The sequence below is a fragment of the Pseudomonas sp. LA5 genome (assembly GCF_028640825.1).
GTDB classification, from domain to species: Bacteria; Pseudomonadota; Gammaproteobacteria; order Pseudomonadales; family Pseudomonadaceae; genus Chryseomonas; species Chryseomonas aestiva.
The window spans coordinates 24,442-49,065 of sequence record NZ_JAQYZY010000018.1 but is presented as its reverse complement, the minus strand read 5'-3'; the positions used below and the strand labels follow the sequence as shown (position 1 = coordinate 49,065).

Sequence of the window (24,624 nt, the reverse complement as noted above, 5' to 3'; positions counted from 1 at the left end):
GCCACGTCAACCGGTCGGATACGGGTGTTATGCTCTGCGCCCTCCCCGCCTGTTGTGGAAATCCTTGCGATGAATCCCTCCCTGGAGGCCGTCAAGGCCTATCTGCTCGATCTGCAGGAGCGCATCTGCGCCGCACTGGAAGCCGAGGATGGCAGCGCAGCTTTCGCCGAAGACGCCTGGACCCGGCCGACCGGCGGTGGTGGCCGCACCCGGGTGATTGCCGACGGCGCCCTGCTGGAAAAGGGCGGCGTGAACTTCTCCCATGTGCATGGCGACAGCCTGCCGCCCTCGGCCAGCGCCCATCGTCCGGAACTGGCCGGGCGCAGCTTCGAGGCCATGGGTGTCTCCCTGGTCATGCACCCGCGCAATCCCCATATCCCCACGGCTCACGCCAATGTGCGCTTCTTTCTCGCCGAGAAGCCCGGCGAGGCGCCGGTCTGGTGGTTCGGCGGCGGTCTCGACCTCACCCCCTACTACGGCAACGAGGCCGACTGCGTGCACTGGCACCAGGTCTGCCATGACGCCTGCGCGCCCTTCGGCGCCGACGTCTATCCGCGCTACAAGGCCTGGTGCGACCGCTATTTCCATCTTAAGCACCGGGGCGAGCCGCGCGGCATCGGCGGTCTGTTCTTCGACGACCTGAACGATTGGGACTTCGACACCTGCTTCGCCTTCCAGCGCGCCATCGGCGATGCCTTCGTCGACGCCTACCTGCCCATCGTCCAGCGCCGCCGCGACCAGCCCTACGGTCAGGCCGAGCGGGAATTCCAGGCCTATCGCCGCGGCCGCTACGTGGAATTCAACTTGGTCTATGACCGTGGCACCCTGTTCGGCCTGCAGTCCGGCGGGCGCACCGAGTCCATCCTCATGTCGCTGCCGCCCGAGGTGCGCTGGGGCTATGACTGGAAACCCGTGCCCGGCTCGCCGGAAGCGCGGCTGACCGATTTCTTTCTCACCGACCGCGACTGGCTCGCGCTCGCCCCGACGCCCGCAGGATAGAGCCCATGGATCGCTACGCCGTCTTCGGCAATCCCATCGCCCACAGCAAGTCGCCGCTGATCCACAGCCTGTTCGCCGACCAGACCGGGCAGCGCCTGCACTACGGGACGCTGCTGGCGCCGCTGGACGGCTTCAGCGAAAGCGCCCGCAGCTTTTTCCAGAGCGGCCTGGGCGCCAATGTCACGGTGCCCTTCAAGGAAGAGGCCTATCAGCTGTGCGATGAACTCACCCTGCGCGCGCGGCGGGCCGGAGCGGTCAACACCCTCAAGCGCCAGGCCAATGGTCGCCTGCTCGGCGACAACACCGACGGCGCCGGTCTGGTCCGGGATCTCACGGTCAACGCCGGTCTGCAGCTGGCCGGCCAGCGCGTCCTGGTGCTGGGCGCCGGCGGCGCCGTACGCGGCGTGCTGGAGCCGCTGCTGGCCTGCAACCCCGGACAACTGGTGCTGGCCAATCGCACCGAACTCAAGGCGGTGCAACTGGCGCGGGAGTTCGCCGAGCTGGGGACCATCGAGGTGGCCGCCTTCTCCACCCTGAGAGAGCCCTTCGACGTCATCATCAACGGCACCTCGGCCAGTCTCGGTGGCGGTCGCCCGCCCCTGTCGGAGGCGGTTATCGGCCCGCAGACGGTGACCTACGACATGATGTACGGCAAGGATCTCACCCCCTTCAACCGCTGGGCGCAGGACGAGGGTGCCTTCCACACCCTGGACGGCCTGGGCATGCTGGTGGAACAGGCCGCCGAGGCCTTCGAACTCTGGCGCGGCGTGCGTCCCGATGGTGCTCCAGTGCTGGCGGAGCTGAGGCGGCAGCTGGGCTGAGGTCGGGCCTGGGCGGTGTTGGGCTTCGCTGCGCTCAGCGCCAACCTACTGGAGCGTCGTCGTCGTAGGTTGGGCTGAGGCGGTTCTATCGCCGAAGCCCAACGAGCAGGGGCATGAGGCCAGAGATACCGGCCACGCCTGGGCGACGCCGAAGCCGATTTCGACTACCAGGAACATTGCCAGCAAGGGACTGGCGCCCTGGTACAGCGCCCAGGCCTGCCAGAAGGCGAACAGGCCCCTGGCCACGGCGTCGTAGCGTCCCAGCAGCAGAGAAGGCCTGACCAGGCGCAGCACAGACCAGACGCACACCAGGGAGCCCAGCAGATTGCCCAGCAGCAGGGCTTCCGGCGGGAACTCCGCCAGGGGCGCCAGGCCCAGTGCCTGGCCGAGATCGTCGAGCTGCCGCAGCAGCCAGGCGAGACTCCAGGGGGTGGCGAAGGGCGCGGTAACCAGCAGATCATAGAGGGCGCTGGCACGGACCAGCCGCAGATAGGGCGCAAGCTTCCACATGGGCGGACTTCCTTGAACGAGAGGAAGTCCAGTGTCGACCCTGGAGCTAGGTCCAGGGTCAAGGAGAATGGATGCGTATCGGCACCCTCGCCCAGGCCACCGGCCTGAGTCGCGACACCCTGAGATTCTACGAGCGCCAGGGGCTGCTCAAGGCGCGGCGGCGGGCCAACGGCTATCGTGACTATCCGCCTGAAGCCGTGGAATGGCTGGGCTACATCCGTACCGCCCAGCGACTGGGTTTCAGCCTGCAGGAAATCGCCGCCAACCTGGAGGACGTCGAGCGCGCTGCCGATCCCGACGCCTATTTGCAGGAACTGCTGCGCGACAAGCTCAGGGTCATCGAGGCGCGCATCGACGAATTGCAGGCGTTGCGTGGGGTGCTGTATTCGCGGCTGGGTGAAGCCTGTCCGCTGCGGGGTTGGCAGATCGCGGCCGACGCGACCGCTCCTAGGGGCTGGGTCATAACAGCTGATCGCGATCGGGTCGGAGATGTGGAAGATGACCCCCCGCTCGGATAGCCCCGTCTTCCTTTGGGAGAGGGTTGGGGTGAGGGCGAGCCTCGCGCCACGAAGTCACCTGTGGAAAAGGCTGCGCCGTTTTCCACGCTACGGCTCTGCAGGCTACTCGGATAGCGCCCTCTCTGGGGTGAGGGCGTGCCCCGCGCCATGAAGTCACCTGTGGAAAAGGCTGCGCCGTTTTCCACGCTACGGCGCTCGCTCTGCGGCTGAGGCGGCTTTGTCTCCGAAGCCAACGAATGCGGACGCCTAGGCACCCTCCTCCCCATAGCCTTCGGCCAGATGCTGGTCCTTGAGCTTCACGTAGTTGCCGGCGCTGTAGGTGAAGAAGGCGCGTTCCTTCTCCTCCAGCGGGCGGATCCGCTTGACCGGGCGGCCGACGTAGAGGTGGCCGCCTTCCAGCCGCTTGCCTGGCGGGACCAGACTGCCGGCGCCGATCACCACGTCGTCCTCCACCACCGCGCCGTCCATGACGATGCTGCCCATGCCCACCAGCACCCGGTCGCCAATCGTGCAGCCGTGCAGGGTCACCTGGTGGCCGACGGTGACGTCGTTGCCGATCAGCAAGGGATAGCCGTCCGGATTGAAGGGGCCGGCGTGGGTGATATGCAGCACGCTGCCGTCCTGGATGCTGGTGCGGGCGCCGATGCGGATGCGATGCATGTCGCCGCGGATCACTGTCAGCGGCCATATCGAGCTGTCTGCGCCGAGCTCGACATCACCGATTACCACCGCGGTGGCATCGACGAAGGCGCGTTCGCCCAGGTGCGGGGTCTTACCCTGGAAGGTCCTTATGGTCACGATAGATACCTTTTCTCGTCGGAAGGGTCTTGAGACCTATTAGGATGGGCTCCATATATAACTGTCAAAGCCATCGCCCCGAGGGGAACGCCGTGAGCGCCAGCAATCCGCTGCTTCAGTCCTACGACCTGCCGCCCTTTTCCGCCATCAAGCCCGAGCACGTCGAGCCGGCCATCGATACCGTCCTGGCCGAGAACCGTGCCGCCCTGGCCAAGTTGCTGGAGACGCAGAAGGAACACCCCACCTGGGCCGGCCTGGTGCTGGCGATGGACGAGCTGAACGATCGGCTGGGCCAGGCCTGGAGCCCCATCGGCCACCTCAACGCCGTGTGCAACAGCGCCGAGCTGCGCGCCGCCTATGAGGCCTGCCTGCCCAAGCTGTCGGCCTACTCCACCGAGATCGGCCAGAACAAGGACCTCTTCCAGGCCTACAGCCGCCTGGCCGAGAGCGAAGAAGCCAAGGGCTTCGACGCCGGCCAGAAGACCACCCTGGAACACGCCCTGCGCGACTTCCGCCTGTCCGGCATCGACCTGCCGCCGGCCGAGCAGCAGCGCTATGCCGCCATCCAGGCGCGCAAGTCCGAGCTGGGCAGCAAGTTTTCCAACCAGTTGCTCGACGCGACGCAGGCCTGGACCAAGCACCTCACCGATGAAGCCGCCCTCGCCGGCCTGCCCGAGTCGGCCAAGGCCCAGCTGCAGGCCGCTGCCCAGGCCAAGGAGCTGGACGGTTGGCTGGTGACCCTGGAATTCCCCAGCTACTACGCGGTGATGACCTACGCCGATGACCGCGCCCTGCGTGAAGAGGTCTATGCCGCCTACGCCACCCGCGCCTCCGAGCAGGGCCCCAACGCCGGCCAGTTCGACAACGGCCCGGTGATGGAAGAACTGCTCGACCTGCGCCAGGAACTGGCCCGCCTGCTGGGCTACGCCAACTATGCCGAGCTGTCGCTGGCCACCAAGATGGCCGAGAGCAGTGATCAGGTGCTGGGTTTCCTGCGCGACCTCGCCGTGCGCTCCAAGCCCTTCGCCCAGCGCGACCTGGAAGAACTGCGTGCCTTCGCCGCCGAACAGGGCGTGCAGGATCTGCAGAGCTGGGACACCGGCTATTTCGCCGAAAAGCTGCGCCAGCAGCGCTATTCGCTGTCCCAGGAAGAGGTCCGCGCCTGGTTCCCGGTGGACAAGGTGCTCTCCGGCCTGTTCGCCACGGTGCAGAAGCTCTATGGCATCGAAATCGCCGAATTGCGCGATTTCGAGAAGTGGCATCCGGACGTGCGCCTGTTCGAGATCAAGGAAAACGGTACCTCCATCGGCCGCTTCTACTTCGATCTCTATGCCCGCGCCAACAAGCGCGGTGGCGCCTGGATGGACGGTGCCCGCGACAAGCGTCGCGATGCCCAGGGCCGGCTGATCGATCCGGTGGCCTACCTGGTCTGCAACTTCACCCCGGCCAGCCCCGGCCAGCCGGCGCTGCTCACCCATGACGAGGTGACCACCCTCTTCCATGAATTCGGCCACGGCCTGCATCACCTGCTGACCCGCGTCGAGCACGCCAGCGTCTCCGGCATCAACGGCGTGGCCTGGGATGCGGTGGAGCTGCCCAGCCAGTTCATGGAGAACTGGTGCTGGGAGCCCGAGGGCCTGGCGCTGATCTCCGGTCACTACGAGACCGGCGAGCCGCTGCCCCAGGCGCTGCTGGACAAGATGCTGGCGGCGAAGAACTTCCAGTCCGGCCTGATGATGCTGCGCCAGCTGGAATTCTCGCTGTTCGACTTCGAATTGCATGCCAGCCACGGCGACGGCCGCAGCGTGCGCGAGGTGCTGGAAGGCATCCGCGACGAGATCTCCGTGGTACGGCCGCCGGCCTACAACCGCTTTCCCAACAGCTTCGCGCACATCTTCGCCGGCGGTTATGCCGCGGGTTACTACAGCTACAAGTGGGCCGAGGTGCTGTCCGCCGATGCCTTCGCCAAGTTCGAGGAAGAAGGCGTCTTCAATCCGCAAACCGGTCGGGCCTTCCGTGAAGCCATCCTGGCCCGCGGCGGCTCCCAGGCACCCATGGTGCTGTTCGTCGACTTCCGCGGCCGCGAACCCAGCATCGATGCCCTGCTCCGCCATTCCGGGCTGAGCGAGGAGGCGGCGTGAGCGAGCCGATCCGCAAGAGGTTCATCGCCGGGGCGGTCTGCCCGGCGTGCCAGGCGCAGGACACCCTGAAGATGTGGACCCAGGACGGCACGCCCAACCGCGAGTGCGTCTCCTGCGGCTACAGCGACACCCTGGACGAGCGCGGCAATTCGGTCCCCAAGGAATTGCCGACGCGGGTCAACATCAGTGCGCTCAAGCCCAAGAAGCCCGATCCCAAGGTGCAGGCCGTGCAGTTCTTTCCCAATCCCAAGCTGAAGAAGCCGGAATAGGGAAAGGCGACCTCCGGAAAAGCCGCGCCCGGTCATCCAGGCGCGGCTTTTCCGTTCCCAGGCTGGGGAAAATCGCTCCGCGCAGGGCTTGAGTGCAGGCGAAAATGGACGTCAGCATAGGGGGGTCCCAGGCTTTATCCACAAAAAGCGGATTCGATAGCCAGCCGATCATCTTTTTAAGGTATTGATAATAAAGGATTTTTATTTGGTCCCTAACAACGTTTGGGGATTTATCACGGAGTTATACCGCTTTTATCCCCGATTTATCCACAGGCTATAAGTCCGGGAATGACCCGGGAGTCTTTTTCAGTAACCAGACTCCAAGTGGATAACCGCTGCCATCGTCTTCTACGAGGAAGCCGCCGATGCGTACCCTTCTTTCCACTGCAGCCCTCTGTCTGATCGGCAATCTGGCCCTGGCCGCGCCTCCGGATCACGGACCCGGCGGGCCCAAAGGTCCGCACGGACCGGGCTGGCAGGAACAGGGTGGCCCCCATGGCCAGGGACCGGGGCCCGGGTCGCGCGGCCCGGGTCGCCCGGGTGCCGGACCGGCCGCCGGTGGACCGCCGGATCTGGGACCGGCGCGGGAGCGCATCCAGGCACTGCGCGGCCAGATCGGCCGCGGTGGCGACCTGCCGCCAGGACTGCGTCTGGAACGCGGGCACCCTTTGCCTCCCGGGTATGGCCGACCGCTGCCGCCGGGTATCGCCCGCCAGCTGCCGGATTATCCGGGCTACGAATGGCGCCGCCTGGGGACCGACATGGTGCTGGTCGCCGTGGGCACCGGGCTCGTCTACGCCATTCTGCAGGGCGTGCTGGACTAGCCTGACCAATTCTTTTACCGGCAGCCCCCGGACAGTGCCGAGTTCACCGCAGGCTCTGGCGCGGCCTCCTCGCGCCGGTTGACCCGACATAGACCGCCAGCGCGCCGGCGCAGGCGATAAATGGCGAAAGGCCTCTGGCACAGTGCCAGCCCGGATTTCAGTAGAATAGCCGCCGCGCGCGGCCGCCTTCCGCCTCCAGACGGTAGGGAAACCGGGCCGCTCCGCATCGGTCTCAACGCCCACCGCTCGCCAAGGATTTCCCATGAGAGCTCTGCCCCGTCTGCTGCCGCTGGCCCTGTTCGCCCTGCTCGTGGGGCACAACGCCCCGGCCCGCGCCGAACCCGGTCTGTTCAATCTGCTGGTCGGCAGCTACACCGCGGGCAGCAGCCAGGGGCTGTATGTCTATCGCTTCAACAGCCGCAATGGTCAGATCGATGGCCCGCTGCGCATCGTCAAGGCGTCCAACCCCTCGTTTCTGACCCTGTCGCGGGATGGCCGGACCCTGTTCGCCGTCAACGAGAATGGCCGGGGTTCGAGCGGCGACAGCATCGGGCGGGTCACTTCCTATCGTTTCGAACCCGGCAATGGCCGCCTGCAGCAGATCAGCCAGGTCAAGAGCCTGGGCGACGAGCCGACCCATTCCAGCCTCAGCACCGACGGCAAGTTCCTGTTCGTGGCCAACTACTCCAGCCTGCCGGAGGGCTCGCTGGCGGTGCTGCCGATCCAGGACGGCGGCGTGCTCAGTCCGGTGGCGCAGATCGAATTCCACCAGCCCAGCGAACAGCACCCGCGCCAGCAGTCCAGCCATGTGCACGCGGCGGTGACGACCCCGGACGGCCGCTTCGTCTTCGCCCCGGATCTGGGCGCCGACAAGGTATTCGTCTATCGCTATCTGCCGCAGCAGCCGGAGCGACCGCTGGTGGCCGCCGAGACGCCCTTCGTGCCGGTGCCGGAAGGTAGCGGGCCGCGCCACCTGGTGTTCAGCGCCGATGGCCGCTACGCCTACCTGACCCTGGAGCTGGCCGGCCAGGTGATGGCCTTCGCCCATCAGGACGGCATGCTACGGCAGTTGCAGAGCTACAGCCTGACACCCCAGGAATTCACCGGCGAGCGGGATGCCGGGGCCCTGCACCTGTCCGGCGACGGACGTTTCCTCTATGTCGCCAGCCGTGGCACGGACAACCAGCTTGCCGTGTTCGCGGTGAATCCCGACGGCACCCTGACCTTTGTCGAGCGCCATCCGGTCAATGGCCTGTCGCCGCGGGAATTCGCCATCGATCCGTCCGGGCGGTACCTGCTGGTGGCCAACCAGAAATCCAACCAGCTCAAGGTCTTCGCCCGGGATCCCGACAGCGGCAAGCTCGGCGATGAACTGCAGAGCCTGGACGTCGGTGCTCCGTCCGACCTCAAATTCGTCGCGGTACCCTGATGACCCACTTCGACCGTCTGCACCATGTGGCGCTGATCTGCGCCGACTACGAACGCTCCCGGCACTTCTATACCGAGATCCTCGGGTTGCCGGTGATCGCCGAGACCTATCGCGAGGCCCGGCGCTCCTGGAAGCTGGATCTGGCAGTGGGCACGCATGCCCAGCTGGAGCTGTTCTCCTTTCCCGATGCCCCGCCCAGGCCGTCGCGCCCGGAGGCCCAGGGCCTGCGCCACCTGGCTTTCGCCGTGGCCGACCTGGACGCCACCGTCGCCCACCTGCAGGGCCATGGCGTGGTCACCGAGCCGATCCGTACCGACGAGCTGACCGGCAGGAGATTCACCTTTTTCGCCGATCCGGACGATCTGCCACTGGAAGTCTACGAGCGCTGAGTTCGGCTCAGGTCGCCAGCCGTGCGCCGGCCAGGGACTCGCGCGGCATCTCCAGCTCTTCCAGCAGCCAGTCGAGAAAGCGCTGCACCAGCCGCTGGCGCCGCTTGCGCTCGGGCAGGATGGCGTAATAGCCATAGCGCGAGGTGGCCAGTCCGGCGAAGGGGCGACAGAGCAGTTCCTGCCGCAGCAGATCGTCCACCAGGTGACGCCAGCCGATCGCCAGCCCCTGGCCGGCGATGGCCGCCTGGATCACCAGGGTGTAGTTGTCGAAGCTCAGCACCGCGCCGGACGGCGCCGCGGGCAGGGGCGCCAGGTCCAGCGCCGGCAGCAGGGTCTTCCAGTCGTACCAGCGGCTGTTGGGCGCCGCCTTGAGATGCAGCAGCGGCCAGCGCCCCAGCTCCATGGCGGGCAACGGCGGCTGCCGACCCTGGAGCAGGCGCGGACTGCACACCGGAAAGACCTCTTCGCGAAACAGCGGCCAGGCTTCGCCATGCTTGAAGCGGCCGTCGCCGAAGCCCAGGGTGATGTCGATCTCCGGACCGGGCAGCGGCACCCGGTCGCTGGTGACCAGGCTGACGTCCAGCTCCGGGTGGCGGGCATGGAAGCGCGGCAGGCGCGGCAGCAGCCAATAGGCGGCGAAGGCGAAGTCGGTAGCCACCTGCAGGACTTCATGGGCAGGCCGGGCGGTAACCAGCCGCACCCCCTCGTCCAGGGTGGCGAGACCGGCCTCGACGTATTCCTGCAGCAGCCGTCCGGCCTCGGTGAGCAGGATGCCGCGATGGACCCGGTCGAACAGGCGGACCTGCAGCTGGGCCTCCAGGCGCTTGATCTGCTGACTGATGGCCGGCTGGGTGGTGCCCAGTTCGCTGGCCGCCGCGGTAAAGCTCAGGCGGCGCGCCACCACCTCGAAGGTGCGCAGGCTGTCCAGCGCCAGGGCAGGGCGGTCGGCTGGGAGGGTGGCGTCCAAAAGGGCTTTCCCGTGGCGATCAGACATAAGTCCAGCTTATCCGAAACATCACTCCAGATGGCCTTCACGCAGATTTTTCGGCATCGGATGATGGACTACCCATAAGCAACCCTGATCCTAGCGGAGGCGCTCTTGTCCAAGCCGATGAACATCCTCTTTCTCATGGCCGACCAGATGGCGGCGCCCATCCTGCCGCTGTACGACCCCGCCTCGCCGATCAAGCTGCCGAATCTGCAACGCCTGGCCGAGCGCGCCGTGGTGTTCGATTCCGCCTATTGCAACAGCCCGCTGTGCGCACCCTCGCGCTTCACCCTGGTGAGCGGCCAGCTGCCGTCGAAGATAGGCGGCTACGACAACGCCGCCGATTTCGCCGCCGACATCCCTACCTATGCCCACCACCTGCGGCGCCTGGGCTATCGCACGGCGCTGTCGGGCAAGATGCACTTCTGCGGACCGGACCAGTTGCACGGCTACGAAGAGCGGCTGACCAGCGACATCTATCCCGCCGACTACGGCTGGGCGGTGAACTGGGACGCGGCGGACGTGCGCCCGAGCTGGTACCACAACATGTCCTCGGTGCTGCAGGCCGGACCCTGCGTGCGCACCAACCAGCTGGATTTCGACGAAGAGGTGGTCTTCAAGGCGCGTCAGTACCTCTACGATCACGTGCGTCGCGGCGATGACCAGCCGTTCTGCCTGACCGTGTCCCTGACCCACCCGCACGATCCCTACACCATTCCCCGCGAATTCTGGGACCTGTACAACGAGGTCGACATCCCGCTGCCGGAAGGCGCCATTCCCCAGGCCGAGCAGGACCCCCACAGCCAGCGCCTGCTCAAGGTGATCGATCTGTGGGACAAACCGCTGCCCGAGGCCAAGATCCGCGACGCCCGCCAGGCCTACTACGGTGCCTGCAGCTATGTCGACGCCCAGGTCGGCCATCTGCTCAAGACCCTGGAAGAGTGCGGTCTGGCCGACGATACCGTGATCGTCTTTTCCGGCGACCATGGCGACATGCTCGGCGAGCGCGGACTCTGGTACAAGATGCACTGGTTCGAGATGGCCGCGCGGGTACCGCTGCTGATCCACGCGCCCGGCCGTTTCGCCCCGGCGCGGGTGCAGGCCTCGGTATCGACCATGGACCTGCTGCCGACCTTCGTCGAGCTGGCCGGCGGCCAGCTGCCGGAGGAGCTGCCGCTGGACGGTCGCTCGCTGCTGCCGCACCTGGAAGGCCGGGCAGGGCACGATGAGGTCATCGGCGAATACCTGGCCGAGGGCACCGTCAGCCCGCTGCTGATGATTCGTCGCGGCGCCTACAAGTACATCCATTGCGAACTGGATCCGCCGCTGCTGTTCGATCTGCACAACGATCCGCTGGAGCGCGAAAACCTGGCCGCCAGCCCCGACTATGCCGAGCTGCTCGCCAGCTTCCAGGCCGAGGTCCGCCAGCGCTGGGATCTGGCGCGCCTGCACGGCGAGGTGCTGGCCAGCCAGCGGCGGCGGCGCTTCGTCGCGTCGGCCCTGGAGCAGGGCGAGCGGACCAGCTGGGATCACCAGCCCTTCGTCGATGCCAGCCAGCAATACATGCGCAATCACATCGACCTCGACGACCTGGAGCGTCGCGCCCGCTACCCTCAACCCTGAACCGCTAACTGGAGCACGGCCATGAAACACGGAATCATCGCTACCTTCACGCTGGCCCTGGTCAGCCTGTCGGCCCAGGCCGAGGACCAGGCCTGCGCAACGGTTCGCCTGGCCGATCCGGGCTGGAGCGACATCGCCGCCACCAACGCCCTCACCGGCGCGATCCTGAGTGCGCTGGGCTATACCGGCAAGGTCGAGACCCTGGCGGTGCCGATCATCTACGGCGGCATGCGCAACGGGCAGGTGGATGCCTTCCTCGGCAACTGGATGCCGGCGCAGCAGGCGCACTATGACCAGTTCGTGAAGACCGGGCAGGTCACCGAGCTGGCGCAGAATCTGGTCGGGACCGAATTCACCCTGGCGGTGCCCACCTATGTCTGGGAAGGCGGGGTGAAGAGCTTCGACGACCTGGCCAAGCACGCCGACCAGTTCGGCAAGAAGATCTACGGCATCGGCGCCGGCGCGCCGGCCAACCAGTCGCTGCAGAAGATCATCCAGGACAACGAATTCGGCCTGGGCGGCTGGCAACTGGTGGAGTCCAGCGAGCAGGCCATGCTGTCCCAGGTCGGGCGGGCGGTGAAGCGCGACAAGTGGGTGGTCTTCCTTGGCTGGACGCCGCATCCCATGAACGTCGACTACCCGATCAAGTACCTGACCGGGGGCGACAAGTATTTCGGTACCGCCGGCACGGTGAACACCCTGACGCGCAAGGGCTACGCCGAACAGTGCCCCAATCCGGCCCGGCTGCTGACCAACATGAAGTTCACCCTGGACATGGAAAACGCCGTCATGAGCGCCGCGCGGGACAAGGGCGGCAGCTACGACACCGCCGCCAGGGCCTGGCTCAAGGCCCATCCCCAGGTGCTGGAGCCCTGGTTGCAGGGGGTCACCACCCGCGACGGCCAGCCCGGCCTGCCGGCGGTACAGAAAGCGCTCTGACCGCTAATTCTCCAAGCGCTACTTGAGCCCGAGTCGCCGCGCCAGGCGGGCGAGGTTGGCGCGGTCCAGCCCCAGGGCGGCGGCGGCCAGGGTCCAGTTCTGCCCATGCTGTTCCAGGGCCAGGGTAATGGTCTGCCGCTGGAAGGCCTCCGTGGCTTCGCGCAGGGAGGCGGCGGGCAGGGCGGGATCCTCGTCGGGCAGGGCCGTGCTGCCCAGTGGCAGGCCGAGCTGATCGCTGTCCAGGGTCAGGATGCCGCCGCGTTCCTCGCTGCCGGCATGGGCCTTGAGCGCCGCCCGGCTGATGAGGTGAGAGAGTTCGCGCACGTTGCCCGGCCAGTCGTAGGCCAGCAGGGTCCGTTGCGCCGCGGGGGTCAGCCGGAGGCCGCGCAGGCCCAGGCGGGCGCGATTCTGCTCCAGGTAGAAACCGGCCAGGAGCAGGACGTCGCGGCCACGCTCGCGCATGGCCGGCACGGCCAGCGGATAGACGCTCAGGCGATGGTAGAGATCGGCACGAAAGCGCCCGGCACGCACGCAGTCGGCCAGGTCGCGATTGGTGGCGGCGATGATGCGCACGTCCACCTTGAGATCGCGATCCGAGCCCAGCCGCTGCAACTGGCCGCTCTGCAGCACCCGCAGCAGCTTGGCCTGCACCGTCAGTGGCAATTCGCCGACTTCGTCGAGAAACAGGGTGCCGCCATCGGCCAGTTCGAAGCGCCCGCGGCGTTCGCTGATGGCCCCGGAAAAGGCACCGCGCACATGGCCGAAGAGTTCGCTTTCCACCAGCGCCTCGGGCAGGGCCGCACAGTTGAGGCTGATCAGCGGCCGCTGCTGGCGCAGCGAGCGCGCGTGCACGGCTTCGGCCACCAGCTCCTTGCCGACCCCGGTCTCGCCGGTGATGAGCACGGTCAGATCGCTGGCCGCCACGGTCTCGATCTCCTGGCGCAGGCGCAGGCTGGCCGGACTCTGGCCGATGAGTTCGCGAGGCCGCTGGTGCCCCACCGATTGCTGATAGGCCACGGTCAGCTCGTGCTCGCTGACGATGCGCGCGGAGAGCTGGCCGATGCGCTCGGCGGCGGCCACGGTGGCGGCGGCCAGCCCGGCAAAGGCCGCCAGGGTGGTGAGATCCCCGGGCTGGGCGTTCTGCGCCTGCAGCGAATCCAGGGTCAGCAGGCCCCAGAGCTGGTCCTGCACATAGAGTGGACAGCCCAGGCAGTCGTGGACCTCCAGATGCCCCTGCACGCCTTCCACCAGCCCATCGTAGGGATCGGGCAGGTCGCAATCGAGGGCGAAGCGGGTGGGCGCGCGACTCGCCAGCAGCAGCGCCAGGCGCGGGTGCTCGCCGACCTTGAAGCGGCGGCCCAGGGTATCGGCCGCGAGCCCGCGCACCGCCAGGGGCACCAGCACCTCGCCATCCAGGCGCAGCAGGGCCACCGCATCAAAGGGCAGGACCTGGCGCAGGGCGTCGAGCAGGTTGGCATAGCGCTGCTGATCGGGCAGGTCGCGGGCCAGATCCGCCACCAGTGGCACCATGGCTTCGAGCAGGGTGGTACGGGTCAATTTGACCTCGGCGAGTCATAGGGACCTGGTCATTATGACCAGGTCCCCGGATAAAAGACTGATCTAGCGCAGTTTTTTGGTTGGCACGACTCGTGATACGACCAGGGCAGTCCTGTTTGGAGATCCCTGCCATGCTGTCATCCGACCAAAAAGCCATCATCACGGCTACCGTCCCGCTGCTGGAAACCGGCGGTGAAGCCCTGACCCGGCATTTCTACGCCAAATTGCTGGGCGACAACCCCGAGATCCGCCCGCTGTTCAACGGCGCCCACCAGGCCAGTGGCGCCCAGGCGCGGGCGCTGGCCCGGGCGGTACTCATGTATGCCCGCTACATCGACCGGCTGGACACCCTGGGACCGCTGGTGGAGCAGATCGTCAACAAGCACGTCTCGCTGCAGGTGCAGCCGGATCACTATCCCCTGGTGGGCATCGCCCTACTGCAGAGCATCCGCGAAGTTCTGGGGGCCGAGGTGGCCACCGATGCCGTGATCGACGCCTGGGCCGCCGCCTATGGCCAACTGGCCAATCTGCTGATCGGCGCCGAGGAACACCGCTATGCAGCCCAGGCCGAGGCGCCCGGTGGCTGGCGTGGCGGGCGGCCGTTCCGCATCGCCCGGATCGAGCCGGAAAGCGAAGAGATCAGCTCCTTCTACCTGGAGCCGGTGGACGGCCTGCCCACCAGCATCGCCCAGCCCGGCCAGTACCTGGGGCTGAGTGTGATCCTCGATGGGGTGGAATACCGGCGCAACTATTCGATCTCGGCGGCCAGCGATGGCCGTGGCTACCGGATCAGCGTCAAGCATCAGCCGGGTGGGGTGGTCTCGCGCTTCCTGCACATCGATGCCCATGAAGGCAGCGTACTGCAGGTCTTCGCACCGGCCGGTGAATTCGTCCTGCAGGATTCCACCCGGCCGCTGCTGCTGATCGCCGGCGGGGTCGGCATCACGCCGTTGCTGCCCATGGTGTCGGCGGCGCTGCCCAGCGGGCGACCGATCCAGCTGATCCACTGCACCCGCCACGTCGGGGTGCAGGCCTTCGGCCACTGGTTGGAAGAGCAGGCCGCCCACCATCCGCAATTGCAGCTGTACTTCTGCTACAGCGAGCCGGTGGCGGAAGAGGCCTACGCTTCGCGGCTGGACCGGGCGCGCCTGCAGCGCTGGTTGCCCAAGGATCGCGACCTGGACGCCTACGTCCTCGGCCCGCAGCCCTTCATGGCCCAGGTGCGGCGTGATCTGCTGGAGCTGGGGGTGCCGGAGCAGCAGATCCGTCACGAGTTCTTTGGTCCCGCCACGGATCTCTGAAAGCAGAAACGCCCACGGTCTGGCGACCGTGGGCGTTTCTTCGAGAGCCAGGGTGCCGTCTCTGAGCGGCGCCTTGCCGTCAGCGACCTAGCGACGCTGGTAGACGATTTCCTTGCTACCACCTTCGCAGCTGCCCACCACCTTGGCGGAGGCGCTGGCGCTGCCCTTGTCCACCACCTCGAGACTGTAGTGCGCTACCTGCTTGGCTTGCAGCTTGGCATCGATATCGGCCTTGACCGTGTCGCACGAGGTGCCAGCGGCGAAAGCACCGCTGCTCAGGGCCAACAAACCGAGGGTAATCACGACTCTACGCATCTTGCCTGTCCTTTTGCGAGGGAGGGAGGTCTTGAGTATCTACTCAGCTGGCTTCGATACGGAAGCCGATCTTCAGGGTGACCTGATAGTGCGCCACCTTTGCGTCCTGGATGTGACCGCGGATTTCACCCACTTCGAACCATTCCAGGTTCTTCACCGACTTGGACGTCTCGGCGAGGGCATTATTAATGGCGTCCTCGACACTGGTGGTGGAAGAGCCAACGATTTCCAGCTTCTTGTAGGTGTGATGATCGGACATGAAAATCTCCTGGGTCAGCAATGACGGGCGCTGCAGCGGATAACCGGCAACGCGTTGACCGGTGTCGCGGTCGACTCGCCGGGAAGGGTGCTTCTGACATTTGAGGCCGCGAAAGGCCCCGATAAGTTCACTGCCCAGGCTCTCGCCCACCGCTTTGCAGCACTTTCCAACGCCTCGGTAGTCACATTTCCTGAATCCGTCCATCCCAGGAGGTTGTCATGGCCCGTAACACCGATTACCAGGCGTCAATCGCCAGCATCGAGAACGAAATCAACAGCCTGCTCGACTCGCTGGCATCGGTGAAGAAGAACGCTGCACGCGAATCCCGCAGCAGCCTGAATTCCTTCAAGAGTACCGCTCGCGAAGCCCTGCATCATTCGGGCGATTCGCTGGAAGAAGTCTATGACGACGTGCGTCGTCTGACCCGTCAGTACGGTCGCGCCGCCAGTGGCGTGGCTCGCGAACATCCCTGGGCCACCGTCGGCATTGCCGCTGGTGTGACCGTCCTGGTCGGCTGGGCACTGCTGCGCGGCGACAACTGATCGTGGCAGTCCGAGGCATCCCAAGGGATGCCTTGGGCGCTAGCGCTCGGCCAGCTCGGTTCTGAGCCAGGCCGCCAACCGCTCCACCCGCTCATCCGCCAGCCGACCCGGCGCCCATAGCGCCAACTCCGCACCGGTCGCGGCGAAGCCCCAGGGCGCAACCAGCCTGCCCGCCTTCAGATCCGCCGCCACCAGTGGCTCCGGCGCGATCGCCACGCCCAATCCCGACAGCGCCGCCTCCAGCAGGTAATAGAGGTGCTCGAAGCCCTGCCCGTAATCCAGCACCGGCGCCTCCAGGCCCTGGGTGGCAAACCACTGTGGCCAGGCCTGGGGCCGTGACAGGGTGTGCAGCAGACGTTCGGCCAGCAAGGCCTGCAGGTCGCCTTCCCTGAGCCGCAGATAGGCCGGGCAGTAGGGACTCAGCACCGGCCCGATGCGCTCGGGCGCGAGGTGATAGGGCAGGACGTCCTGTGGCGGCGCCGTCTCGGTGAACAGCAGGCTGGCGTCCAGGCCGGCGGCGGCCAGCGGGGTGTCGTCGGTACGGGTCGAGAGGTGCAGGTGTAGCTCCGGCAGGTCGCGATTGAGGCGATCCAGCCGTGGAATGAACCAGCGCGCCACCAGGCTGCCTGGGCAGCCCAGCACGAACGGCCCCCGGCGATTGCCGGCCTTGAGTTCGGCGCTCACCTCACGCAAGCGCTCGAAGACCTCGCTACTCACCTCACGCAAGCGCAGCCCCGCCTCGGTCAGCGCCAGCCCCCGGCCTTCGCGGCGAAACAGCGCCACTCCCAGCTGTTCCTCCAGGGCACGGATCTGGCGACTCACGGCGCCATGGGTCACGTGCAGTTCGTCGCCGGCGCGGCTCATGCCACCCAGACGGGCGGTGGCCTCGAAGGCGCGCAGGGCATTCAGCGGGGGCAGGTCGCGGGGATCGCTCATCTGTGAGATTTCCTGACGGGTCATCGCGATCTTATCGATTTATCAGCGGCACTCAAGCAGGTAAGGTAGATCCATCTTTGCAGGAGAATCCCATGACCCAGTTTGCTTATCGCCAGGGCCCCGACGCTCAAGGCATGTTCGGCCAGTTCGGTGGTCGCTATGTCGCCGAAACCCTGATGCCGCTGATCCTCGATCTGCAGCGCGAATACGAGACCGCCATGGAGGATCCGGCGTTTCTCGAGCAGCTGGCCTACTTCCAGCGCGACTACGTCGGTCGGCCCAATCCGCTGTACTTCGCCGAGCGCCTGACCGAGCACTTCGGCGGCGCCAAGATCTATCTCAAGCGCGAAGAGCTGAACCACACCGGCGCGCACAAGATCAACAACTGCATTGGCCAGATCCTGCTGGCCAAGCGCATGGGCAAGACCCGCATCATCGCCGAGACCGGTGCCGGCATGCACGGCGTGGCCACCGCTACCGTCGCCGCGCGCTTCGGCCTGCCCTGCGTCATCTACATGGGCAGCACCGACATCGATCGCCAGCAGGCCAACGTCTTCCGCATGAAGCTGCTGGGCGCCGAGGTGATTCCAGTCACGTCCGGTACCGGCACCCTCAAGGACGCCATGAACGAGGCCCTGCGCGACTGGGTGACCAACGTCGCCGACACCTTCTACCTGATCGGCACAGTGGCCGGTCCGCACCCCTATCCGGCCATGGTCCGCGATTTCCAGGCAGTGATCGGTCGCGAGACCCGCGCGCAGATCCTGGAGAAGGAAGGACGCCTGCCCGACAGCCTGATCGCCTGCGTCGGCGGTGGCTCCAATGCCATGGGCCTGTTCCACGAATTTCTCGATGACCAGGACGTCGCCATCATCGGCGTCGAGGCCGGCGGCCACGGCGTCGACACCGACAAGCATGCCTCCAGCCTCAACGGCGGGGTACCCGGGGTGCTGCACGGTAACCGTACCTTCCTGCTGCAGGACGACGATGGCCAGATCATCGACGCCCACTCCATTTCCGCCGGCCTGGACTATCCCGGCATCGGCCCGGAGCACGCCCACCTGCATGACGTGAAGCGCGTGGAATACGTACCGATCAACGACGACGAGGCGCTCAAGGCCTTCCACCAGACCTGCCGTCTGGAAGGCATCATCCCGGCGCTGGAAACGGCTCACGCCCTGGCCGAGGCCTACAAGCGCGCGCCACACCTGCCCAAGGACCACCTGATGGTGATCTGCCTCTCGGGCCGCGGCGACAAGGACATGCAGACCGTGATGAGTCACCTGGGAGACAAGCTATGAGCCGCCTGGAAACCCGCTTCGCCGCGCTGAAGGCCGAGGGCCGCGCGGCCCTGGTCACCTACACCACCGCCGGCGATCCGGACTACGACACCGCCCTGGCCATCCTCAAGGGGCTGCCGGCGGCCGGTGCCGACGTCATCGAGCTGGGCATGCCCTTCACCGATCCCATGGCTGACGGCCCGGCCATCCAGGCCGCTGCCCTGCGGGCCCTGCAGGCGGGCCAGAATCTGGCCAAGACCCTGGAGATGGTGCGCGACTTCCGCCGCGGGGAAGGCGAGACGCCGCTGGTGCTGATGGGCTACTACAATCCCATCCATCGTTATGGCGTGGAGCGCTTCCTGGCGGAAGCCGCCGAAGCGGGCGTGGATGGCCTGATCGTGGTCGACCTGCCGCCCGAGCACGACGCCGAGCTGGCGCTGCCGGCCCAGGCCGCCGGCATCGACTTCATCCGCCTGACCACTCCGACCACTGATGACGCCCGCCTGCCGCGCGTACTCAACACCAGCTCAGGCTTCGTCTACTACGTGTCCGTCGCTGGCGTGACCGGTGCCGGCTCGGCCACCACCGAGCACGTCGAGGCCGCCGTGGCGCGCCTGCGCCGTTTCACCGACCTGCCCCTGGCCGTCGGCTTCGGCATCCGTACCCCCGAGCAGGCGCGGGTGATCGCCCGCATCGCCGATGGTGTGGTGGTGGGCTCGGCGTTCGTCGACCAGATCGCCAAGGCTGCGTCCTCGGGCGCTGCCATCGACGGCGTGCTTGGCCTCTGCAAGCAGCTGTCGGACAGCGTACGCACCGCGCGCTAGGCCTTCGCCAGCTCTCCAAAAGACCGCTTCAGGCGGTCTTTTTTTATGCCTGGACAACCTGCAAGCTGTGCATAACCCTGTGGGCAGTCTGTTCGCTTTCAACGAAGAGCCGCGTGCCAGAAGGGCTGGACGGGTACTCGGCCTGTTGATCGAATCCGTTACGGCTTGATCCGCCGAGTTAGGCTGCGAACACCGGATCGCTTTGCCGTCATTGCCTGACAGGTAAAGGCTGTGGATAAGCCCTGGGCAAGTTGTCAGCAACCGATCAGGCGATTGCTCGGGAAAAATTGCTCAATAAATAGCCAATTCGATCTAGGTCACTCGAACGGCCGAAAGCGGACCGGGCCTCCGGGTTTTCCCACATCTGCTGTGTGCGTGCCTGTGGAAAAGATGTGAGACCTGACCTGTACGCCATGCCTGGCAAGGCCTGCAGAGGATCGTACAAAAAATGATCAATCCACTTTCGGCTGTTTTCCACAACCCACAATAGAGCTGCATAGGGCTGTGGATAGGTTGTTCGTCTAGTGCCAGAGGCCAGAGCTGGCGCGGCTTACAGAGAATCGATCAAATAATGACCAGTTTTTCGGGATATTCCCAAGTCAAGGGATTTCTGCTGCCATCCCAAGGAGTTATCCACGTCTGTTCAGCGCCGGACTCAGCAATCGTCGCTAAAGGCCTTGTGGATAACTCTGTTGATTTTCTGTTTGGAAGCCTGTGCATGACCACTGTGGCCTAGCGCAGCGTCACCTGCTGGCGCAGGCCTGCGGCGGGCAGCGTGAAGGCGCATTCCTCGAAGGTGGCCATGCGCATGCGCAGCGGCGGATTGTTGCTGTAGCCGTATTGTTCGGTGGGCATGCCGATGAAATTGGTGTCCAGCTGGCTGTTACCGTTGCTGTCGTGGATGACCGATACGGCATAACGCCCGGGCGGCAGGTCGAAGCGCTGTTCCTGGGCACCCGCCTGCGCGGCGAGATGGGCCTGGGCCACCGGTGTCTTGTGCTCCTTCCAGGCCGCTTCGCTGTCGAACACCGCCAGCAGCAGCTGGCCCCCCGAGGCGTCGACCGTCTCGACCCGCACCTGCAGTTCGGCGGCGTGCAAGAGACCGCTCAGACAGAGACCAGCGACCAGCAACAGAGACTTCATGGGCATTCCTTCAGCAGGGAGAGGGCGTCAGCCGCAGCAGCTCGGCCGGCTGTTCGAAGAAGAGATCGGGGCGCTGCGCGCGCAGTGTCGCCGGGCAGCCATAGCCCCAGGCCACGGCCGCGCAGCCCAGACCGGCGCGGCGCGCGGCCTGGAGGTCGCGTAGCTCGTCGCCCACATAGAGCGCATCGGCCGGCGCGACACCCTGGCGGCGCAGCAGGCGGGTCAGGCGTCGGGCCTTGCCCAGCAGGGGGATGTCGAATTCGCCAGCGGGGAACAGACGTCCGGCCTGGGGCAGTACCTGGTGGACGGCCGCGGCGGAATTGGAGGTCGCCAGGCCCAGCTGCAGGCCGCTGGCCTGCAAGCGGTCGAGGGTGGCGGGAATCTCGGCGAAGGGCAGGACCTGATCGCCCCGCTGGGCCAGCAGCCGGCGATAGTGCCGGGCGATACGTGGCACCTGCCAGAGGGGAATGCCCAGGCTGTCGAGCAGACCGGTCAGGGAGGCGGTGCGCAGCCGGGGCCACTCGTCGGCGGTTGGCTGGCGAAAGCCATGGGTTCGCGCCAGCTCGCCCAGGCAGCTCAGCAGAAAGGGCAGGCTGTCCGCCAGGGTACCGTCGAAGTCGAAGATGACGTAGCGATAGCTCATGCGAGAGAGGCGCGGTGGGCGAAGGCGCCAGCGTAGCGGTCGCCTCCCGGTTTTGCCACCGCGACGGGATCCGGCAGGGGTGTCCCTGCCGGACAGGTCACACGCGGAAGCGGCGGATCTGGCCGTTGAGCTCCACTGCCAGCTCGGAGAGCTGCTGGCTGGCGGCGCGGGTCTGTTCGGCACCGGCGGCGGTCTGCACCGACAGATCGCGGATGCGCACCAGGTTGCGATCCACCTCGCGGGCCACCTGGGCCTGCTCTTCGGCGGCGCTGGCGATCACCAGGTTGCGCTCGTCGATGCCCGACACCGACTGGGCGATGGCGGCCAGGGCGGCGTTGGCCGACTGCGCCTGCTCGCGGGTCTGGCGCGCCTGGTCGGCGCTGGTCAGCAAGGCATCGACGGTCTGCCCGGTACCCTGCTGGATGCTGCCGATCATGCCTTCGATCTCGCGGGTGGATTCGCCGGTGCGATGGGCCAGGGCGCGGACCTCGTCGGCGACCACGGCGAAGCCGCGACCGGCATCACCGGCACGCGCCGCTTCGATGGCGGCATTGAGCGCCAGCAGGTTGGTCTGTTCGGCGACCGAGCGGATCACGTCCAGCACCTGGCTGATGTTGCGGGTCTGCTCGGCCAGCTGGCGGGCCTGCTCGCTGGCACCCAGCACGTTCTCGGTCAGCACCTCGATGGCGCCCAGGGTATCGCCCAGCTGCCGCTGGCCCTGGCGCGCGGTATCGGCGGCCTGGCGCGATTCGGACGAGGTGGAGGTGGCGTTGCCGGCCACTTCATCCACCGCCTGACTCATCTCGGTGACGGCGGTGGCCGCCATCTCGATCTCGCTGTTCTGCTGTTGCAGGCCGTGGGCGCTCTCCTGCATGACCGCGGTCATTTCCTCGGCGGCGGAGGCCAGCTGGGTAGCGGAATGGCCCAGGTGCCCCAGGGTGTCGCGCAGATTGGTCTGCATCTGCTGCATGGCCTGCAGCAGCTGGGCGGCTTCGTCGTGACCGCGGGTGTCCAGGGTCTGGGTCAAGTCGCCGCTGGCGATGGTCCGGGCGGCGGCCACGGCCTCGGCGATGGGTCGGGTCATGCTCAGGGTCAGGCGCCAGGCCAGCAGCACGGTCAGACCCAGGGCCAGGGCGATGACCATCCAGGTAATGGAGGTGGCCTGGGCATAGGTGTCGCCGGAGTGCTGGGAGGCCGCCTTGATGTCTTCCTGGTTGATCTTGCGCAGGGCTTCGGTGCGCTCGTTCATCTGCACGCCGAGCTGGGCCATGCTGGTCTGGATCAGGCTGCGGGCCTCGTCGAGCTTGCCGGCGCCGATGAGGTCGGCCAGTTGCGCGGTGTAGCGGACATAGTCGCCATGGATCTGGCGCAGGGCATCGAAGGCCTGGCGCTCGCGATCGCTGCTGACGAGTTTTTCATAGCGACTGAAACCCGCGCCGATGTCGGCATTGATGCTGTCGATCTTCTTGCGCGTGTTGGCGACGGTGGCGGCGTCCGGAATGGCCAGCAGGCGCAGCACCTCGACCCGGGTGCGGGCCAGTTGCAGGGCAAGGTTGTCGGCTTCGACGATGCTAGGCACGTTGTTGGTCTCGATCACCTGACCCTGGGCCCGGATCTGCGACAGTTGCAGCAGGCCGAACAGGCCCAGACTGGCGACGAGGATGGCCAGCAGGCCGAAACACAACACACTGCGAATGGCGAGGGAGAAGGAACGAAAGGTCACGGCGGCAGCCCCGGTGAAGAATGAGGCTCCCTTTAACGGCTAGGGCCGCCGTGACTTGATGGTCATTCGTCTTAAATCTGATCTTCGCGCAGAGGACGGCGACGGGCGAGCAGGGCTGGCCAGTCGCCGTCCTCGATCACGGCTAGAACTGGAAGCGCCGCACCTGGCCGCTGAGGGTCGCGGCCAGCGCCGCCAGTTGCTGGCTGGAGGCGCGGGTCTGCTCGGCACCCGCCGCGGTCTGCACCGACACGTCGCGGATGCGTACCAGGTTGCGGTCGACTTCGCGCGCCACCTGGGCCTGTTCTTCGGCAGCGCTGGCGATCACCAGATTGCGCTCGTCGATGCCCGCGACCGACTGGGCGATGACGGCGAGGGCGGCATTGGCGGATTGCGCCTGCTCGCGTGTCTGGCGCGCCTGGTCGGCGCTGGTCAGCAAGGCATCGACGGTCTGGCCGGTACCCTGCTGGATGTTGCCGATCATGCCCTCGATCTCGCGGGTGGACTCACCGGTGCGATGGGCCAGGGCGCGCACCTCGTCGGCCACCACGGCGAAGCCGCGACCGGCCTCGCCCGCGCGCGCCGCTTCGATGGCGGCGTTCAGTGCCAGCAGGTTGGTCTGTTCGGCGACCGAGCGGATCACGTCCAGCACTTGGCTGATGTCACGCGTCTGGGTTTCCAGCTCGCGAGCCCGGGCGCTGGCACCGAGGACCTGCTCGGTGAGGGCCTCGATGGCGGTGAGGGTATCGCCCAGCTGACGCTGCCCCTGAACGGCGGTATCGGCAGCCTGGCGCGAATCATTGGAGGTGGAGGAGGCGTTGCCGGCGACCTCCTCGATCGCCTGGCTCATTTCGGTGACGGCCGTCGCCGCCGATTCGATCTCGTTGTTCTGCTGTTGCAGGCCGGTGGCGCTTTCCTGCATGACCGAGGTCATCTCCTCGGCGGCGGAAGCCAGCTGGCTGGCCGAGTCGCCGATATGCCCCAGGGTCTCGCGCAACTGGCCCTGCATCTGCTGCATGGCCTGCAGCAGCTGAGCCGCCTCGTCGTGGCCACGGCTGTCCAGCGCCTGGGTCAGATCTCCCGTCGCGATGGTGCGGGCCGCCGCTACCGCCTGGGCAATGGGGTTGGCCACGCTGCGCGTCAGGCGCCAGGCCAGCAGGCCGGTGAGGGTGAGGGTCACCAGGATGGCCAGCCAGGTCACGTTGTTGGAGCGCGCATAGGCTTCATCGGCATCCGCGCTGGCGGCGTGAATGTCCTGCTCGACGGCCTGACGGAGCGTCTCTATGCAGGCGTTCATCCGCGTACCCAGCGGACCCATGCTCTGCCGCACCACCTGGCGCGCCTGGTCGAGCTGACCCGCACCGGCCAGATCGGCGATTTGCTGCACGCCCTGCATGTAGCTCTGCTGCACCTGGCGCAATTCGTCCAGCGCGGAGCGGCTCTTCGTCGACAGCAGTTCGTGCTGATAGCGGCCGAAGATGGCCTGGACCTCGGTGCTCAGGCCGTCCAGCTTCTGGCGGGTGCTGGCCAGGGTCTGGGCATCGGGCATGGCCAGCAGACGCAGGGTCTCGATGCGCGTACGGGCCACCAGCAGACTCAGATTGTCGGCCGCGATCAGGGTCGGGATGTAGCGCTGCTCCACCTGATGACCCAATTGACGGATCTCGGACAGCTGATACCAGCCGAAGAGTCCGAGCGCCGCGACGAGGACCGCCAGGATGCCAAAGCACAGCAGGTTGCGGGTAGCGATGGACAAGGATCGAAGAGTCATGACGGCCTGCTGGGAGGAGGGTTCGGAATGCGAACAGGGTCACAACTTTAGGTGATGATTTGGCGAAAAGGCTCTAGGACGGGTG

24 protein-coding genes and 2 pseudogenes are annotated in these 24,624 nt (G+C 66.5%); 14 read left to right on the top strand and 12 right to left on the bottom strand.

The window, feature by feature from the left end; all coding sequences use genetic code 11:
- Positions 1-69: 69 nt before the first annotated feature.
- Together hemF and aroE are read left to right on the top strand one after the other, a co-directional pair.
- Complete coding sequence (gene hemF, locus PVZ72_RS00830) at positions 70-999, top strand: oxygen-dependent coproporphyrinogen oxidase (protein ID WP_187980769.1); 930 nt, start codon at positions 70-72, stop codon at positions 997-999.
- A gap of 5 nt (positions 1,000-1,004) precedes the next feature.
- Complete coding sequence (gene aroE, locus PVZ72_RS00825; protein WP_273860967.1) at positions 1,005-1,820, top strand: shikimate dehydrogenase; 816 nt, start codon at positions 1,005-1,007, stop codon at positions 1,818-1,820.
- Between the two features lie 45 nt (positions 1,821-1,865).
- Here the strand turns inward: aroE and PVZ72_RS00820 are convergent, their stop codons facing one another.
- On the bottom strand, positions 1,866-2,330 hold the full coding sequence (locus PVZ72_RS00820) for a hypothetical protein (RefSeq protein ID WP_273860966.1): 465 nt from the start codon (positions 2,328-2,330) through the stop codon (positions 1,866-1,868).
- A 71-nt stretch (positions 2,331-2,401) separates the two neighbouring features.
- On the opposite strand from PVZ72_RS00820, the pseudogene PVZ72_RS00815 reads away from it, so the two are divergent.
- Positions 2,402-2,743 (top strand): annotated as a pseudogene (locus PVZ72_RS00815) (MerR family transcriptional regulator); the annotation flags it as partial.
- A gap of 351 nt (positions 2,744-3,094) precedes the next feature.
- On the opposite strand, the gene PVZ72_RS00810 reads toward PVZ72_RS00815, so the two are convergent.
- Complete coding sequence (locus PVZ72_RS00810; RefSeq protein WP_273860965.1) at positions 3,095-3,646, bottom strand: gamma carbonic anhydrase family protein; 552 nt, start codon at positions 3,644-3,646, stop codon at positions 3,095-3,097.
- A gap of 44 nt (positions 3,647-3,690) precedes the next feature.
- On the opposite strand from PVZ72_RS00810, the gene prlC reads away from it, so the two are divergent.
- The 5 genes from prlC to gloA2 all read left to right on the top strand — a co-directional run bounded on the left by prlC (position 3,691) and on the right by gloA2 (position 8,698).
- Complete coding sequence (gene prlC / locus PVZ72_RS00805; RefSeq protein ID WP_187980772.1) at positions 3,691-5,787, top strand: oligopeptidase A; 2,097 nt, start codon at positions 3,691-3,693, stop codon at positions 5,785-5,787.
- Complete coding sequence (locus PVZ72_RS00800; RefSeq protein ID WP_158890069.1) at positions 5,784-6,056, top strand: YheV family putative zinc ribbon protein; 273 nt, start codon at positions 5,784-5,786, stop codon at positions 6,054-6,056. Before prlC ends, PVZ72_RS00800 begins: the two co-directional genes overlap by 4 nt.
- Positions 6,057-6,421: 365 nt before the next feature.
- Positions 6,422-6,880: an anti-virulence regulator CigR family protein gene (locus tag PVZ72_RS00795; protein WP_273860964.1), complete on the top strand. Its 459-nt coding sequence runs from the start codon at positions 6,422-6,424 to the stop codon at positions 6,878-6,880.
- A 262-nt stretch (positions 6,881-7,142) separates the two neighbouring features.
- Entirely contained in the window at positions 7,143-8,309 is a 1,167-nt protein-coding gene (locus tag PVZ72_RS00790) for a lactonase family protein (protein WP_064307107.1), read from the top strand.
- Positions 8,309-8,698, top strand: a complete 390-nt coding sequence (gene gloA2 / locus PVZ72_RS00785; RefSeq protein ID WP_064307108.1) for an SMU1112c/YaeR family gloxylase I-like metalloprotein — start codon at positions 8,309-8,311, stop codon at positions 8,696-8,698. Before PVZ72_RS00790 ends, gloA2 begins: the two co-directional genes overlap by 1 nt.
- Before the next feature lie 7 nt (positions 8,699-8,705).
- Here gloA2 and PVZ72_RS00780 read toward each other — a convergent pair whose 3' ends face one another.
- The gene (locus tag PVZ72_RS00780; protein ID WP_273860963.1) at positions 8,706-9,692 is read right to left on the bottom strand and encodes a choline sulfate utilization transcriptional regulator; all 987 of its coding nucleotides are present in this window, start codon (positions 9,690-9,692) and stop codon (positions 8,706-8,708) included.
- A gap of 117 nt (positions 9,693-9,809) precedes the next feature.
- Here PVZ72_RS00780 and betC point away from each other — a divergent pair, with 117 nt between their 5' ends.
- Entirely contained in the window at positions 9,810-11,309 is a 1,500-nt protein-coding gene (betC, locus tag PVZ72_RS00775) for a choline-sulfatase (RefSeq protein WP_273861103.1), read from the top strand.
- A 21-nt stretch (positions 11,310-11,330) separates the two neighbouring features.
- Complete coding sequence (locus PVZ72_RS00770; RefSeq protein WP_187980775.1) at positions 11,331-12,248, top strand: choline ABC transporter substrate-binding protein; 918 nt, start codon at positions 11,331-11,333, stop codon at positions 12,246-12,248.
- A gap of 18 nt (positions 12,249-12,266) precedes the next feature.
- Here the strand turns inward: PVZ72_RS00770 and norR are convergent, their stop codons facing one another.
- Positions 12,267-13,805, bottom strand: coding sequence for a nitric oxide reductase transcriptional regulator NorR (gene norR, locus PVZ72_RS00765; protein ID WP_273860962.1), 1,539 nt, complete (start codon positions 13,803-13,805; stop codon positions 12,267-12,269).
- Between the two features lie 131 nt (positions 13,806-13,936).
- On the opposite strand from norR, the gene hmpA reads away from it, so the two are divergent.
- Positions 13,937-15,106, top strand: a complete 1,170-nt coding sequence (gene hmpA / locus PVZ72_RS00760; RefSeq protein WP_273860961.1) for an NO-inducible flavohemoprotein — start codon at positions 13,937-13,939, stop codon at positions 15,104-15,106.
- A gap of 87 nt (positions 15,107-15,193) precedes the next feature.
- Here the strand turns inward: hmpA and PVZ72_RS00755 are convergent, their stop codons facing one another.
- Positions 15,194-15,421 (bottom strand): DUF1161 domain-containing protein, encoded by a 228-nt coding sequence (locus tag PVZ72_RS00755; protein ID WP_273860960.1) that lies wholly within the window; start codon positions 15,419-15,421, stop codon positions 15,194-15,196.
- 43 nt (positions 15,422-15,464) lie between these two features.
- Entirely contained in the window at positions 15,465-15,680 is a 216-nt protein-coding gene (locus PVZ72_RS00750) for a dodecin (protein ID WP_017641514.1), read from the bottom strand.
- Between the two features lie 218 nt (positions 15,681-15,898).
- On the opposite strand from PVZ72_RS00750, the gene PVZ72_RS00745 reads away from it, so the two are divergent.
- Positions 15,899-16,222 (top strand): DUF883 family protein, encoded by a 324-nt coding sequence (locus PVZ72_RS00745; RefSeq protein ID WP_273860959.1) that lies wholly within the window; start codon positions 15,899-15,901, stop codon positions 16,220-16,222.
- Positions 16,223-16,261: 39 nt separating this feature from the next.
- On the opposite strand, the gene PVZ72_RS00740 is transcribed toward PVZ72_RS00745, so the two are convergent.
- A complete protein-coding gene (locus PVZ72_RS00740; RefSeq protein ID WP_187980781.1) occupies positions 16,262-17,158 on the bottom strand; it encodes a LysR family transcriptional regulator in 897 nt (298 codons plus the stop codon).
- Positions 17,159-17,250: 92 nt separating this feature from the next.
- Here PVZ72_RS00740 and trpB point away from each other — a divergent pair, with 92 nt between their 5' ends.
- Both trpB and trpA read left to right on the top strand, forming a co-directional pair.
- The gene (gene trpB / locus PVZ72_RS00735; RefSeq protein WP_133860257.1) at positions 17,251-18,459 is read left to right on the top strand and encodes a tryptophan synthase subunit beta; all 1,209 of its coding nucleotides are present in this window, start codon (positions 17,251-17,253) and stop codon (positions 18,457-18,459) included.
- Positions 18,456-19,262, top strand: coding sequence for a tryptophan synthase subunit alpha (trpA, locus tag PVZ72_RS00730; RefSeq protein ID WP_133860258.1), 807 nt, complete (start codon positions 18,456-18,458; stop codon positions 19,260-19,262). Before trpB ends, trpA begins: the two co-directional genes overlap by 4 nt.
- 732 nt (positions 19,263-19,994) lie before the next feature.
- Here trpA and PVZ72_RS00725 read toward each other — a convergent pair.
- The 5 genes and pseudogenes from PVZ72_RS00725 to PVZ72_RS24105 all read right to left on the bottom strand — a co-directional run.
- Positions 19,995-20,405: a DUF2141 domain-containing protein gene (locus PVZ72_RS00725; protein WP_273860958.1), complete on the bottom strand. Its 411-nt coding sequence runs from the start codon at positions 20,403-20,405 to the stop codon at positions 19,995-19,997.
- Positions 20,406-20,415: 10 nt separating this feature from the next.
- Positions 20,416-21,048, bottom strand: a complete 633-nt coding sequence (locus tag PVZ72_RS00720) for an HAD hydrolase-like protein (RefSeq protein ID WP_273860957.1) — start codon at positions 21,046-21,048, stop codon at positions 20,416-20,418.
- Between the two features lie 97 nt (positions 21,049-21,145).
- Positions 21,146-22,771, bottom strand: coding sequence for a methyl-accepting chemotaxis protein (locus tag PVZ72_RS00715; protein ID WP_187980783.1), 1,626 nt, complete (start codon positions 22,769-22,771; stop codon positions 21,146-21,148).
- A 142-nt stretch (positions 22,772-22,913) separates the two neighbouring features.
- Positions 22,914-23,969: a methyl-accepting chemotaxis protein gene (locus PVZ72_RS24110; RefSeq protein ID WP_423815038.1), complete on the bottom strand. Its 1,056-nt coding sequence runs from the start codon at positions 23,967-23,969 to the stop codon at positions 22,914-22,916.
- A 30-nt stretch (positions 23,970-23,999) separates the two neighbouring features.
- Positions 24,000-24,539, bottom strand: a pseudogene (locus tag PVZ72_RS24105) (MCP four helix bundle domain-containing protein); the annotation flags it as partial.
- Positions 24,540-24,624 lie beyond the last annotated feature (85 nt).

Bases quoted from the DNA above. Each gene is read 5' to 3' on its own strand.
- hemF (WP_187980769.1), top strand. From the start codon at position 70: ATGAATCCCTCCCTGGAGGCCGTCAAGGCCTATCTGCTCGATCTGCAG.
- aroE (WP_273860967.1), top strand. From the start codon at position 1,005: ATGGATCGCTACGCCGTCTTCGGCAATCCCATCGCCCACAGCAAGTCG.
- PVZ72_RS00820 (WP_273860966.1), bottom strand. From the start codon at position 2,330: ATGTGGAAGCTTGCGCCCTATCTGCGGCTGGTCCGTGCCAGCGCCCTC.
- prlC (WP_187980772.1), top strand. From the start codon at position 3,691: ATGGGCTCCATATATAACTGTCAAAGCCATCGCCCCGAGGGGAACGCC.
- PVZ72_RS00795 (WP_273860964.1), top strand. From the start codon at position 6,422: ATGCGTACCCTTCTTTCCACTGCAGCCCTCTGTCTGATCGGCAATCTG.
- PVZ72_RS00790 (WP_064307107.1), top strand. From the start codon at position 7,143: ATGAGAGCTCTGCCCCGTCTGCTGCCGCTGGCCCTGTTCGCCCTGCTC.
- gloA2 (WP_064307108.1), top strand. From the start codon at position 8,309: ATGACCCACTTCGACCGTCTGCACCATGTGGCGCTGATCTGCGCCGAC.
- PVZ72_RS00780 (WP_273860963.1), bottom strand. From the start codon at position 9,692: ATGTCTGATCGCCACGGGAAAGCCCTTTTGGACGCCACCCTCCCAGCC.
- betC (WP_273861103.1), top strand. From the start codon at position 9,810: ATGAACATCCTCTTTCTCATGGCCGACCAGATGGCGGCGCCCATCCTG.
- PVZ72_RS00770 (WP_187980775.1), top strand. From the start codon at position 11,331: ATGAAACACGGAATCATCGCTACCTTCACGCTGGCCCTGGTCAGCCTG.
- hmpA (WP_273860961.1), top strand. From the start codon at position 13,937: ATGCTGTCATCCGACCAAAAAGCCATCATCACGGCTACCGTCCCGCTG.
- PVZ72_RS00755 (WP_273860960.1), bottom strand. From the start codon at position 15,421: ATGCGTAGAGTCGTGATTACCCTCGGTTTGTTGGCCCTGAGCAGCGGT.
- PVZ72_RS00750 (WP_017641514.1), bottom strand. From the start codon at position 15,680: ATGTCCGATCATCACACCTACAAGAAGCTGGAAATCGTTGGCTCTTCC.
- PVZ72_RS00745 (WP_273860959.1), top strand. From the start codon at position 15,899: ATGGCCCGTAACACCGATTACCAGGCGTCAATCGCCAGCATCGAGAAC.
- PVZ72_RS00740 (WP_187980781.1), bottom strand. From the start codon at position 17,158: ATGAGCGATCCCCGCGACCTGCCCCCGCTGAATGCCCTGCGCGCCTTC.
- trpB (WP_133860257.1), top strand. From the start codon at position 17,251: ATGACCCAGTTTGCTTATCGCCAGGGCCCCGACGCTCAAGGCATGTTC.
- trpA (WP_133860258.1), top strand. From the start codon at position 18,456: ATGAGCCGCCTGGAAACCCGCTTCGCCGCGCTGAAGGCCGAGGGCCGC.
- PVZ72_RS00725 (WP_273860958.1), bottom strand. From the start codon at position 20,405: ATGAAGTCTCTGTTGCTGGTCGCTGGTCTCTGTCTGAGCGGTCTCTTG.
- PVZ72_RS00720 (WP_273860957.1), bottom strand. From the start codon at position 21,048: ATGAGCTATCGCTACGTCATCTTCGACTTCGACGGTACCCTGGCGGAC.